10 protein-coding genes and 1 pseudogene are annotated in these 14,047 nt (G+C 38.7%); 4 read left to right on the top strand and 7 right to left on the bottom strand.

The window, feature by feature from the left end:
• Window positions 1-165 precede the first annotated feature (165 nt).
• The 4 genes from NSS77_RS07385 to putP form a co-directional block, all read right to left on the bottom strand.
• Window positions 166-1,653, bottom strand: a complete 1,488-nt coding sequence (locus tag NSS77_RS07385; RefSeq protein ID WP_342471019.1) for a peptide MFS transporter — start codon at window positions 1,651-1,653, stop codon at window positions 166-168.
• A gap of 290 nt (window positions 1,654-1,943) precedes the next feature.
• Window positions 1,944-3,224 (bottom strand): GTPase HflX, encoded by a 1,281-nt coding sequence (hflX, locus tag NSS77_RS07380; protein ID WP_342471018.1) that lies wholly within the window; start codon window positions 3,222-3,224, stop codon window positions 1,944-1,946.
• An 82-nt stretch (window positions 3,225-3,306) separates the two neighbouring features.
• Window positions 3,307-4,953, bottom strand: a complete 1,647-nt coding sequence (locus NSS77_RS07375; protein ID WP_342471017.1) for an IS1182 family transposase — start codon at window positions 4,951-4,953, stop codon at window positions 3,307-3,309.
• 173 nt (window positions 4,954-5,126) lie between these two features.
• The gene (gene putP / locus NSS77_RS07370; protein WP_342471016.1) at window positions 5,127-6,617 is read right to left on the bottom strand and encodes a sodium/proline symporter PutP; all 1,491 of its coding nucleotides are present in this window, start codon (window positions 6,615-6,617) and stop codon (window positions 5,127-5,129) included.
• Window positions 6,618-6,897: 280 nt separating this feature from the next.
• Between putP and NSS77_RS07365 the strand changes: the two genes are divergently transcribed.
• The 3 genes from NSS77_RS07365 (at window position 6,898) to NSS77_RS07355 (ending at window position 9,934) form a co-directional block, all read left to right on the top strand.
• Window positions 6,898-8,064, top strand: coding sequence for an SAM-dependent methyltransferase (locus NSS77_RS07365; protein WP_342471015.1), 1,167 nt, complete (start codon window positions 6,898-6,900; stop codon window positions 8,062-8,064).
• Window positions 8,065-8,274: 210 nt separating this feature from the next.
• A complete protein-coding gene (locus tag NSS77_RS07360) occupies window positions 8,275-8,895 on the top strand; it encodes a DUF47 domain-containing protein (protein ID WP_342471014.1) in 621 nt (206 codons plus the stop codon).
• A 22-nt stretch (window positions 8,896-8,917) separates the two neighbouring features.
• A complete protein-coding gene (locus NSS77_RS07355) occupies window positions 8,918-9,934 on the top strand; it encodes an inorganic phosphate transporter (RefSeq protein ID WP_342471013.1) in 1,017 nt (338 codons plus the stop codon).
• A gap of 117 nt (window positions 9,935-10,051) precedes the next feature.
• Here the strand turns inward: NSS77_RS07355 and NSS77_RS07350 are convergent.
• The 3 genes and pseudogenes from NSS77_RS07350 to NSS77_RS07340 form a co-directional block, all read right to left on the bottom strand.
• A pseudogene (locus NSS77_RS07350) lies at window positions 10,052-11,563 on the bottom strand (IS1182 family transposase); the annotation flags it as partial.
• Window positions 11,564-11,834: 271 nt separating this feature from the next.
• Complete coding sequence (locus NSS77_RS07345; RefSeq protein ID WP_342471011.1) at window positions 11,835-11,993, bottom strand: hypothetical protein; 159 nt, start codon at window positions 11,991-11,993, stop codon at window positions 11,835-11,837.
• A gap of 85 nt (window positions 11,994-12,078) precedes the next feature.
• Window positions 12,079-13,158 carry an AI-2E family transporter gene (locus tag NSS77_RS07340; RefSeq protein WP_342471010.1) on the bottom strand — a complete coding sequence of 360 codons (1,080 nt, stop codon included), beginning with the start codon at window positions 13,156-13,158 and terminating at the stop codon, window positions 12,079-12,081.
• Window positions 13,159-13,392: 234 nt separating this feature from the next.
• Here NSS77_RS07340 and NSS77_RS07335 point away from each other — a divergent pair, with 234 nt between their 5' ends.
• Complete coding sequence (locus tag NSS77_RS07335; RefSeq protein WP_342471009.1) at window positions 13,393-13,896, top strand: hypothetical protein; 504 nt, start codon at window positions 13,393-13,395, stop codon at window positions 13,894-13,896.
• Window positions 13,897-14,047: the final 151 nt, after the last annotated feature.

Raw genomic sequence — 14,047 nt, 5'->3', positions numbered from 1 at the left:
TTCAAATGAGAATGAAAATGATTCTCATCTTCGAGTACATTATCATTATAATGATAAAACAATAAAAAATCAATTCCATATGAAAAGATTACAAGCTAATAAAAAAGGACCGATAGAAAATTTTCCATCGGTCAAATTAATAATACATATATAAGTTGTAAATTTTTACTTAATTCCTCTCATGGCTTTGGAAATGATTGGAGTCAATAATAATATGATCATGCCCAAGATAATGGACAATCCGCCCAATGCTCCGAAGTAAGTAAATTCCGTTACTGCTTCATAAAGTCTTACAAGCTGTGCGTTAATTGCTTGCGCAGCCGCACTTGTCAAGAACCAGAGGGCCATTGTCTGAGATGCAAAGGCTTGAGGGGCAAGTTTTGTCGTTGCAGACAATCCAACCGGAGAAAGCAACAATTCCCCAATAACAACTAAAAAGAATGATAACACCAGCCATAATGGGCTTACCAATTCTGTTCCACCGGAAAGCTTGGATGGAATTATCATGATTAAGAAAGATGCTCCTGCGAAGAATAGGGCAATGGAAAACTTGAGCGGGGTTGATGGCTGGCGATCGCCAAGTTTTATCCATATCCATGCGAAAACCGGAGCGAAGATGATGACAAACAATGGATTTAATGATTGGAACCAGGAAGCTTTTAATTCAAAACCCCCGACATTCAAATTTGTTCTCGTATCAGCATATGTCGCCAATATTGTTGCCCCTTGTTCCTGTATTGCCCAGAACATCACCGCGGCAATGAATAATGGAATATATGCCAACACCCGGGATTTTTCATCCTTTGTCGTTTTCGGGCTTCGGTACATGATGATAAAGAACGCTGTTGGAATCAACACACCCAATGTTGTAATGATTGTGCTGAATACCGCCATTGTCAAATTACCGGAAATGTACAATCTGCCCAGTACAACGGCAATTGCAGCAAAAATCAACGTAAAATACATGACGGCTTTTTTCTTTTCAGAATCATTCAATGGGTTTGGCACTTGAACCCCTGCCAGACCAAGATTTTTCTTTTGGGTTGCCAAGTAAGTAATCAACCCGATCAACATACCAATACCCGCTAAACCGAATCCTAAATGGAAGCTGTATGTTTCACCGATTGTCCCAACAATAAACGGTGATAAAAACGCACCCATATTGATTCCCATATAGAAAATACTAAAACCGGAGTCGCGACGGGCATCATTTTCGGCATACATGTCACCAACGATCGAGGACACATTCGTTTTTAATAGGCCTGTGCCAATAATGATGAAAGCCATCGAAATAACAAGGCCGGTCAATGCAAGAGGCAAAGCCAAAATAAAATGCCCTATCATAATTAATATGCCGCCATAAAATACCGTCTTGCGGGGGCCCCATACGCGGTCAGAGAACCAACCGCCGATAATGCCGGACATATATACCAACGAACCATAGATGGCCATAATGGAGTTTGCGGTACCTTTGTCCAGTCCCAAACCGCCTTCGTTCAATTCATAATACATGTAGAATATTAAAATCGCCCGCATTCCATAATAGGAAAAGCGTTCCCAGAACTCGGTAAAGAACAATGTGAACAATCCTTTAGGATGTCCTACAAATCCCTTTTGGGGGACCGATTTTACAATCTCTTCCTTGGATAACATTGATTCTCCTTCTTTCCTTTATTACACTTTTTTCTTTTTTCTGAAAATTCCGCCACTTAGATTCAACTACATTAACTAGTTATAAATAATAACCAAAACTTTTTCAATATATTTGCATAATGTTTAAATTTTAAGTTAATTTCGCATTTTTCTAAATTTCCAATCATTCCAACTGTTTCGTTCAAATTACATTCCGTTTAATTCCTATATTAAAATAACTTATAACCTTCCGCATAGTTCAATTAAAATAAAAAACGGAAGAAATTAGATTCCTTCCGCTCTTTTTTATACTATTTCACCACATATTCCTCAAACTTTTTAAAATCCGCTTCCTTTAATTCCACTTTTAATCTCGTACCGTCTTCTTCATATTCCGTCGAAATGATGGATGCAATATCATTCAAATATGAAACGATATCCCCCCGATGGAAAGGGATGATCATTTCACACGTATAATAATCGGAGAAAATATGTTTCCGAATACAATCGATCAACTCATCCAGCCCTTTTTCTTCTTTTGCAGAAATCCAGAGGTCATCTCCGTAAACTTGTGGGTAAGGGACTCCGGCCAAATCACACTTATTATAAATGTAAAGGGTTGGCACATTTTCAACCCCGATTTCTTTTAACGTCTGATTTGTCACATCCATCATAAACCTGTATTCCTTGTTGGAAACATCAACAACATGCAGCAACAGATCCGCTTCCCTTGCTTCTTCCAATGTGGAACGGAAAGCTTTTACCAATTGATGGGGAAGCTTGCTGACAAATCCAACGGTATCCGTAAGCAAAAACTGTTTTTTATCCGGCAATTCAATTTTTCTGACTGAGGTATCCAATGTGGCGAAAAGCATATCCTTTTCAAATACTTCTTTTTCCGCATGGCCGAATTTCCCAATCAATTTGTTCATGATCGTCGATTTTCCGGCATTTGTATACCCCACAAGCGATACGACGGGTATTTCATTTTTTCGCCGTTTCTTTCGCTGGGTCTCCCTCTGCTCTTCCACTTCCTCAAGCTCTTTTCGCAGCCTTGCAATTTGGTCCTCGATTTTCCGGCGATCGAGCTCCAACTTTGTTTCACCAAGCCCTCTGTTCCGGAGACTACCGCCTGTCGCACCGGCTTGTCTCGATAAGGAAGAATGCAGTCCCACAAGCCTTGGCAGCATGTATTGCAGCTGAGCCAACTCCACTTGCAATTTTGCTTCTTTCGTTTTTGCACGCCGATCAAAAATATCCAAAATTAATGTTGTCCGGTCAATAACTTTGCAATCCAAATCATGTTCCAAATTGCGAATTTGAGATGGAGAAAGTTCATCGTTGAATATGATGAGGTTCGCTCCCGTCTCATCAAAGAAATTCTTTATTTCAACCACTTTTCCTTTTCCCACATAATGCGAAGGGTTGATGCGTTCCAAATTTTGTGTCACTTGCCCCAACACTTCCACTTCCAAAGCTTCCGCAAGATTTGCCAATTCTTCCATGGAATATTCAAAATTTGGATCGCCTAAATTGACGCCGACTAATATCGCTTTTTCTTTCGGCGCCTCCACTTCTTTTAATCGCGTCATCCTTTTCCCTCCAATACGGCTCATCCTTATAATTTCAGTATACCATTCCCATAAAAAGAAAGAGGCTGGGACAAAACTAGCTTCAAAATAGGAAAAAGGAGAATTTGAGCCAACTCAAATTCTCCTTTTTCCATTTCTCTCCATTATTTTTGGTCAGTTGATCTTTGTTGGCCGTGTATTTTCGTAAATTCACGGCCATTAAGGCAATGCCCATTTCATTTTCCACTTTCGATTTTCCTCGAACGGAAAATCGAGTGAAACGCAAATTAGCCTTCAAGAATCCAAAAACTGGTTCTACGTCTATTTTACGTTGACGGAAAATAGAACCAGCTTTTTCTTCTGAAAGCTTCGCTCTTACATATTCTTTTTGTTGTTCCCATTTTTCATTCACCATGACCTTTCGGTGATTGCCTTCCTTTGCTTTTGTGCATGATGAACGAAATGGACATCCTGAACAGTTTTCACATTCATAGATTTTCAATTCTCGTTTGAAACCAGTCTTATCTGTACGTACAGAACGATAACGGAAGGTTACTCGCTGCTGATTTGGACAAATGTAGGTATCACTTTCTTCGTCGTACATCCAATTGTCTGGATGAAATGGATTTTGTTTATATTTCTTCTTTTGTTCTTTCTCATACATGGTATATGGAATGAGTGCCTCACATTTTCGATTCGAAAGGATGTCTTCATAGTTTTGTTCACTACCATAACCAGCATCTGCGACAATATATTTTGGCAATGGAAAATAATGCTTCTCAATCTCATTCAAGAACGGAATCAATGTACGTGTATCAGTAGGATTTGGAAAGATGCTATAAGCTAGTGCGTATTGACCTTCTGTTGCGATTTGTACATTGTATCCAGCTTTCAATTGACCGTTTTTCATATAGTCGTCTTTCATTCGCATGAACGTTGCATCTTGATCTGTTTTGGAATAACTGTTCCGTTCCCCCAAGATGTCCAAGTCTTTTTGGTATTTTTGTTTTCGTAGAATGAAGTCTATTAATTGTTTGTACGCTTGTTTTGGATATTTTCGTTCGCTTCTTAATGCTTTTCGTTCTGTGGCATCGGGCGATGTTTCTATCTTTTGGTCATATTCCTTAATGACTTCATCGACTTGTTGCACCATTTGAGCGAGTTCTTCAACGGACAGTTCTCCCTCATTTTCCCGCTCCATTTCAGGGATGATTTCTTTTTCTAATAGTTCGTTGTATAACTGATTGGACTTTTCAATTAAGTTTTGGTTGTATTTTTCAATGGATTTCTTCCATACGAAAGTAAATTTATTGGCATTCGCTTCAATCTTCGTACCATCGATAAAAATGGCTTCTTGATCGATTAACTTTTCTTCCACCAGTTGGCAACGGAATTGGACAAAACATTGACGAATTAATTCTTTTACTTCCGGATGCACACGAAAACGATTGATCGTCCGATAACTTGGTTCATATCCTTGTGCCAACCACATCATTCGTATACTGTCCTTTAATAGCGCTTCAATTTTTCGACCTGAAAAGACAGACTGCGAATAGGCACACAAAATAATTTTTAGCATCATGCGTGGATGATAAGCAGGACAACCTGTATTTCGAAGAAACGGCTGGAAGGCTTCATCTGGAATACTTTCAACTAAATGGTGAATGTGGAAGGCAATATCATTTTCTTGTAATTTTATTTCTAAATCTAGAGGCAAAACTAATTGATTCATGTTATAATATTTGAACATAAGGACACTTCCTTTGATAAAATTTTTTGGGGTAGATACTTAAATTTTATCAGAAGATGTCCTTATTTTTATTGAAAAAATGAAGAACAGCCCATGAAATTTCATTCCAACATTTCATGGGCTGTTTCCATTTTAGAGGAGGGTTTTGTCCCAGCCTCCTTCTATATAATATATTATTTTTCTTTTTCCGTTTTTAAAACTTCCAAAGTTTGATTGAATTCCTCTTCAATTTCCGGATTTGGTTTATACGTGATTAAACTTACAACCAACGCAACGATCAAGCAGGAGAAGAATCCTGGCACCATTTCATAAATGATTCCGGAAAGTGTGGAAGATTGACCCCAAATAAATGCAACCACGGCACCTACGAGCATTCCGCTTAATGCACCGATATTCGTCAGCTTTCTCCAATATAATGCCAAAAGGATAATCGGACCAAAGGCTGAACCGAACCCTGCCCAAGCGAATCCTACCAAATCCAAAATGGAGTTATTTGGATTCCAAGCTAAAATCATGGCGATAATGGATACAACCAAAACGGCTAATCGTCCGGCTGTCACATAATGCTTGTCGGAAGCGTCTTTTTTAAATAATGCTTTATAAATATCCTCAATCAAAGCGGAAGAAGTAACGATTAATTGAGATGAAATTGTACTCATAATCGCCGCCAAAATGGCTGCCAATAAAACTCCGGCAACAAATGGATGGAACAAGATTTGCCCCATTTCAATGAAAATGGTTTCCGGATCGTCAAGCGTCAATCCATTTTGTTGGAAATACGCAACCCCTACAAGCGCTGTACAGATCGCACCGACCAAACTTAGAATCATCCACCCAATTCCAATGCGACGGGCACTTTTCATTTCTTTCACCGTGTTTATCGCCATGAAGCGAACGATGATGTGCGGTTGACCGAAATATCCAAGACCCCATGCGACTGATGAAATAATTCCGGCTGCAGCCGCTGTTGACGGAAGTAAAGATAAATGTTCCGTATTTACAGTTGTGATGGCACTGTGGGTATCTCCGAAACCACCTGTAAAGAAAATACCTACAAGCGGAACCAAGATCAATGCCAGGAACATGATTGTCCCTTGTACCACATCCGTATAACTTACCGCCAAGAAGCCGCCAAAGAGTGTATATAAAACGACTACCGCTGCCACAATAATCATCCCTAAGTGGTAATCAAGCCCGAAGGAACTTTGGAAAAACTTCCCTCCAGATACCATACCGGATGACACGTAGAATGTGAAGAATACTAGAATGACGATTCCTGAAGCAATTCGCAACAATTTTGTATTGTCACGTAGACGGTTATCCAAAAAGCTTGGGATCGTAATGGAATCTTTTGAAACTTGTGTATAAACCCGCAAACGCGGCGCTACTAAAACGTAGTTCAAATATTGTCCGACTGTCAGCCCGATGGCGATCCATGCTTCCACTAGACCGGCTGCATAAATCGCGCCAGGCAATCCCATCAAGAGCCAGCCGGACATGTCTGCAGCACCGGCACTTAACGCAGTTGTAATAGGACCTAATCCCCGGCCTCCCAACATGAATTCTTTTAAGTTGCTAGTTCTTTTGAATGCATACCAACCGATAAATAACATTGCGGCCATATACAAAACGATTGCCAGCATCTGGTAGTGATATTCTTGCATAAAATATTCCTCCATTTCTTTTACTATTTCTTTTTCGAATACTTTGATACATAAAGCAGCGGAAAGGGGACGATTCTTAGAAAATTATTTTATAGTATTACTTTACCACATGAATATGTTTCTTGAATATAATATTATTTCAAAAAATTCGATTTTCTAATAAAATTCCGCATACGAAATTTTTACTTTATTTTTTCCATGGGCTTTCCACCTTATTCAAAACCACGGATTATATGTTAAACTAATGACGATTATCCTATATCAAAGAAGGTTGATAGTAATGGAATTTGATGGAATGAAGCAGCTGTTGCTGGAACTGATCCAACAAAAAAAATTGGTTTCAGCTACAATCAGTCAGCCCAGAAAAAAATCCGACGGGTTGAAAAGGATAAAATTGAAACCGGTTGAAATTAAAGGACAGTACCACATTCAGCTGGAATATCAATTTGAAAGAGTATTAAAGCATGAAAATGTTTTACTGGAAAATTTTTGTTCAGTCTTAGATAGTATTTTTAAAAAATTCAGACAATTTCATGGGCAATTCACTGATCGCACTATACAAGTCCAATTGTCGAAAAAGAATAAAGTTTTCTGGAAAGAAGAGAAAACGGAATCAATCAAAGAAGTGTCTTTATCCCATAATCGCAAAAAGAATTATTTGCTGAATGAATCCACTCCATATCCGTTCCTGGTGCGCCTTGGTGTCCAAACCCCTGAAGGAAAAGTGAAAAAACAAAAATACGATAAATTTCGCCAAATCAACCGCTTTCTTGAATTTATCGATGATTCGCTCGATTATTTGCCGAAAGACCGGCAAATCCGGATCCTCGATTTCGGTTCAGGAAAATCCTATTTAACCTTCGCCTTATATCATTATTTAAAAATGGAGAAGGGACTGGATATCAAAGTAACGGGCCTGGACTTGAAAAAAGAAGTGATTGAGGAATGCAACAAGATTGCAAAAGATTTGCAATATGACCATTTGGAGTTTCTTGTAGGGGACATCAGCGATTATCATGATGAAACTTCCGTGGACATGGTTGTCACGTTGCATGCTTGCGATGTTGCAACCGATATGGCGTTGGCCCGCGCAGTAAAATGGGGGGCTAAAGTCATTTTGAGCGTGCCATGCTGCCAACATGAATTGAACCGCCAATTGAATGCTCCCCAATTGGAAATTATGACACAACATGGATTAATCAAAGAGCGCTTCGCCGCCCTAGCAACGGATTCCATCCGTGCAGAAATCCTAAAATTGGTCGGATACGAAGTGCAACTGATGGAATTCATTGATATGGAGCATACACCCAAAAATATATTAATCCGAGCCTATTATACCGGCAGAAAACCAACCAAACACGAATTCGAACGATACAAAGGGTTTATTGATTTCTTATCGGCAAAACCGTTTTTGCAAAAGGAACTGGAAGAATATTTCATATCATGAGAAACCATAATAAAGTATATTAATGTGGCTGTGCCCGTTAATATACTTTTTTCTTTCTCCATTGATCCATCTGAAAAAATTGTTACAAATAATATTACAGGAATGTAAATTTTGTCATTTTCGACACCTCTATTCTATGGTTTTGGACTATTTTTTGCTATCATAAAAAAGGTTTGAATAAACTAACGCATATCAGGGGGCATTACATTCATGTTTAATCCAAGAAAATCAGATCCATTTTTTTCGTCATTGCACAAGATTGCAGAAAACATGCGGGATGCAGTTCATTATGCCAATGACTTCAATGTTGATTCTATGGCTGATTTAAAGGAATTAAGTATCAAAGTAAAACAGTATGAAACAGATGGGGACAATTTGATTCATGAACTGATTGTGATGTTAAACAAATCATTCATGACACCTATCGAAAGAGAAGATATTTTAGCATTAGCAATTAAGATGGACGATGTATTAGATGGTATAGAACAATGTTTTGCACACTTGGAAATGTTCTCAATTCCTGAATTGGATGACAACATGCGCGCATTTCTAAAATACATAACAAGAAGTGCAGATGAAATTGTAGCCGCAATCGACTTGTTAAATAAAAAAGATTTACCTTCCATGAGAAACCATATTATTTTAATCAAGGACTATGAACGTGAGTGTGATGAAATATCCCGTTCTTCCATCAAACAATTATTTTTAAATGAAAAAGATCCAATCCGTTTAATTAAATACAAAGATATTTACAATCAATTAGAAGACATTGCAGATTATTGTCAAGACGTAGCAAATACCCTTGAAACAATCATCATGCGCAATGCGTAAAAACGGAGCGGAGAAATAGGATATGGATACCATTTTTATCATAACAATATTAATCGTGATTTGTGCATTAGCATTCGACTTTATTAACGGATTTCATGATACAGCAAACGCCATTGCTACGTCTGTTTCCACCCGTGCACTTCCACCGCGAGTAGCTGTATTGCTTGCTGCAAGCATGAACTTCCTTGGGGCCATTTCTTTCGTAGGTGTGGCAAAGGCCATTGCCAGCGATATTGTTGACCCATTTTCGCTGAACCAGACGCCGGATGATACAACCGGTTCAGTCGTGATCTTAGCGGCATTGCTTTCAGCAATATTATGGAATTTGGCCACTTGGTATTTTGGAATCCCATCAAGTTCATCCCATACATTGATTGGATCCATCGCAGGTGCGGCCATTGCTGCCGCGGGATTTGATATTCTTAATTACTCAGGGTTTATCGGGATATTGGAAGCGTTAATTTTTTCTCCTTTCATTGCGTTTACTGTCGGCTTTTTATTTATGTCCCTGTTTAAACTGATGTTTAAGAATTTGAATCTTTATCGCACCAACAAAGGTTTCCGGACAATGCAAATTTTCACCGCTGCATTACAGGCCTTTACGCACGGTACAAACGATGCCCAAAAAGCCATGGGGATTATTACAATGGCTTTAATTGCAGCAGGTATGCAACATGATAATGAAGTACAAGAATGGGTGCGAATTGCCTGCGCCATTGCAATGGGATTAGGTACTTCCATCGGGGGATACAAAATCATCAAAACCGTTGGAACAAAGATTATGAAAATTCGTCCTGTCAACGGCGCTGCAGCTGACTTGGCATCCGCAACGGTCATCTTCGGGGCAACATTGATTCATTTACCTGTATCAACAACCCACGTTATTTCTTCATCCATTATGGGGGTTGGATCTGCCCAACGTGCGAAGGGGGTAAATTGGGGAGTTGCCCGCAAAATCGTGTTGACTTGGATTATCACAATGCCGATATCCGCTGTAATCTCTGCAGGCATTTACCTTATTTTGAATCTGTTCTTCTAAAAAAAAGGGCTTGTCTAAAAAGTCCATAAAAACAGAGCGAATGGAGAAAACAATGAGTTTTTCCATTCGCTCTGTTTCCTTATTTTTGAAATTGGTTTGGGAATTTGCGGCCCATTTCAGTATGTTGTGGGCCATTGCCACAATCCCGAATTCTGTTCGGACTTTATGAAGCCCCCGTAACAGAAATCGAGTGAAACGCAAATTGCCCTTGATGTTCCCGAACACACTTTCGACATCCACTTTACGCTTCGCATAAAGAGCTGCCTTTTGTTCGTCACCAAGAGCTGCTTTGGCTTTCGCTTTCATTTCTTCATAAATCGTGTTCCAATATACTCGACGATTTCCTTTGGCTTTCGTACACCCATTCTTCAACGGGCAATCCGTACAATCTTCACACTCGTACACTTTCAAATCTTGTATGTATCCAGATGCATTTTTTCTTTTTTGATAATACTTGAATACGACTTTCCGATTGTTCGGACAGATAAAGCAATCGTCTTCTTCGATGTATTTCCAGTTTTGTACTTTTGATAAATCCTTTTTAAACTTTTTACTTTGTTCCTTCAAATAGGTTTGGTATGGGGCTAATAATTCAAAACGAGGTTCTTTTTCTTCGCCAATCGCATATAAATAGTTTTCTTCACTCGCATATCCTGCATCGGCAATGACATACTTGAGTTTCTTTTCCTTCGGTATCGATTCCAATAACTTTTCCATAAATGGTTGGAAACAGCGAGTATCTCCTGGATTTTGATAAATTTCAAATCCCACGATAAATTGATGTTGTGTGGCGAGTTGAACATTATAACCCGCCTTGAGTTGGCCGTTTTTCATATGGTCCTCTTTCATTCGCATAAAAGTGGCCTCATGGTCGGTTTTCGAGTAGCTATTTCGTTCACCTAGAATCTGTTTTTGTACTTTGTATTTTCGTAATCGTGGAAGATAATCCGTTTGAATCGTTTTCAGTTGTTTGGTGAGTTGGGATTTTTTAGAGCGAAGTTCTTTTTTTCTTTCTTTGTCTTCTTCCTGTTTATAATCTTTTTCCAAAGCTTCTATTCTCTCAGAAAGTTGTGCCGATGATTTTTCTAATTCTTCTTCTAATTGTTCTTCTTTTAATTCCTCCAAGGCGATTTGGTGCGCTTCTTGTAGAAACGATTGAATTTTGGCTCGTAGTTTCTGATCATATTTTTCTACGGATTTTCGCCATACAAACGTATATTTGTTGGCATTCGCTTCTATTTTCGTACCATCCACAAAAATATGGTCGAGGTCGATAAATCCTTGTTCTACTAGTTGAAGGACAAATTGTTCAAATACAGAATCCATCATGTTTGACATACGAACACTACGAAAATCATTTATTGTGCGATGGTCAGGGGTTTGCAATCCCGCCAACCACATCATCGGAAGATTTTCTTTCACCATTTGCGCCATTTTCCGACTTGAATAAACGTTTTGAGTGTACGCATATAAAATCACTTTCAATAACATTTTAGGGTGATAGGGTGCACGACCCCCACCAACATAATGAGTATACAACACTTCATCCGGAATCGATTCCACCATTTCATCCACTAAACGGGCGACATGATTTTCAGGAATATACATTTCGATATCTAAAATGCTCATGACTTGACGATTGCAATAAGGTTGGAAAACTAGCTTTTTGCGTTTCTTATTCTTTTGAACCTCTATTTTTTGAATACCCTCTAGAGTCATTTCTAATTGCGTGTTATAATTTTCTTGAATAGTCATTTGATTATTCATAAGAAATCGTCCTTTCTTTAGAATGTTTTTTTGGTCAATTTCATTCTATAAAAAAGGACGATTTTTTTGTACCCTAAAAACAGAAAAAAGGGCTGAGCCGAAGGTCGATTCAATCGACTTTTCGGACAGCCCCTTATATTTTTTTATTGGATGAAATGAATTCCAAAGATTGAGTGCTTTGATTGATGGATGGTTCATAAACGGCGTAAAAAATGGTCAATGCAATAACGACCAACAGACTTACTAAAAGAATAATGCCCATAAGAATGATTGCCGCTTTTTTTCCGCTCATTCGAAATCCCCTTTTCTAATAATCGTTCGACTGCCTTTCACAGTTTAGTATACAATACCTCATCACCCGCGGGGCATGGAATTTGTTATAGCGTTTTCGTCGCAGTCTCCTTAATTTTCTTTCTCTCTTCGTAAATATTTTTCACAATGACTTTCAATACGGCATAAGTCGGAATGCCAATGATGATTGCAACAAATCCGCCAATATTCCCTGCAGCGAGTACAATGGTAATAACCGTTAATGGATGAATGTCCAAAGATTTACCCATGATATTTGGAGTGATTAAATTGCTTTCCAATTGCTGAGCAACCAGAGTAATGACACATACCCAAATCACCAAAATCGGGTCTTGGATGATGGCGACAAGAATCGCCGGCGCCAGAGAGAGCCACGGACCGATGAACGGGATCATGTTCATGAAGAATGAGAAAATTGCAAGTAATAGCGCATATTCGAGACCGATGATCAAATACCCGATCAGCATCATTGTGGCAAGAATCAAACTGACGAGCACTTGTCCCTGCACATAATTTTTCAACACTTCATTGATGTCTTCCAATGTATTTTTCACCCAAGTCCGGCGTTCACCGGTAAAGAGTTTATAAATATTGGGTGCAAACTTTTCATGATCCTTTAACATGAATATATAAAAGAACGGCACCAAAATCAGGGTAAAAATCGTTGAAACGGTACCACTTACCAGGTTTACAATGCTTTTGCTTCCCACCACTACAATATCTTGAATGGAATTTGTAACGGAATCGATAAAGTTTTCAACTTGCGGCGGCAAATTATCTTTATTTTCCAAAATAAAATCCGTTGTATCCATAATTTTGTCCCCTATACTTGGCGCGTTTTGCACTAAACGGTTCACCTGTTCGGCAATCGGGTTTCCGATAATCAACAACAATCCGGTCACCAAACCCGCAAAAACCAGGACAATTGTAGATATGCTTGCCCATCTTGGCAGCCCCTTTTTTTCCAGCCAGCGTTGAAGAGGTTCTGATATGTAAAAAAGTACACCGCTCAATAATACAGGTACAAAAATCGTTTTTATGATGATCACAATTGGATTAAAAATCCAATGTATTTCTATTACATATTTAATAATTAGTAGAGCAATTAAAATACCAATGCCCACTTGAAACCATAGTTTTTTTGTCATCGCTCCATCACTCCCTTATCCAAGTCTACCCACTTATAAGCACCCCCTATACAACCTGTACCAAATTGGGGTTCACTTAATAAAATTATCTTACAAAAAATGTATATAAACAACAAATGTTATTTTTTTATACGGCCAGATTAAACAAAAAGTTCCAGCTATCTATATTTTTCCCTCCATCTATATACTAAACTGAGATAAAAGGGAAAGAATCAGTGGAAATGAGGGAATGTCATGATTTATGAATTTATTGCATGCAATCAAAAATTGCCCACTTTTCAAGAAGCGCTTGAAGATGAACAGATGAAATCCTATAACGAACTTTTGGCATTGGGGCTTTCGGAAGAGCAAATTGCCATACGGGGGGTGGATTTAAAAGGCATCGACCGTGACAAAAAGGTTTTCTGGATCCGGTTGCCGGATGAACTTTTGAATAGCCCGCTGCTAGTGGAAAAAGACTCTCATAATCCTTACGCCCGATACTTATCGGACAAAAAATATGTCTATAAACTGTCTAATGTCAGCAGCGAAATCATTCCACATGTCGCCTATTATTTGTTGAAATATGCGAATTTATGGAGAGAATTGGAGATATGGCGAGTCATCCAGGACGATTACTTAATCGACATGGCGGAAATTCCCCATCGAATCATTCCTTTGCATGTATTAACATTGGAAGATTTAGAAGCTTTTTTTGATCGTCCAGCTCCCCGGAAAATGACGATTACCCAACCGTAACTAAGACAACAACTGTCAATTCTTACAATTTTTCAAGCGACAAAAAATGCCTCCTCATTCGTGACAATACTTTTGAGGAGTTAGGATATCGCAATCCATTGAGATAAAATCAAGATGTATATGACAGTCCGTATCGTTGATTGCGACTTTT

Origin of the sequence: Ureibacillus sp. FSL K6-3587 (assembly GCF_038593165.1) — a bacterium.
Classification (GTDB): Bacteria; Bacillota; Bacilli; order Bacillales_A; family Planococcaceae; genus Ureibacillus; species Ureibacillus suwonensis.
This window is presented reverse-complemented; position numbering and strand designations above follow the sequence as displayed.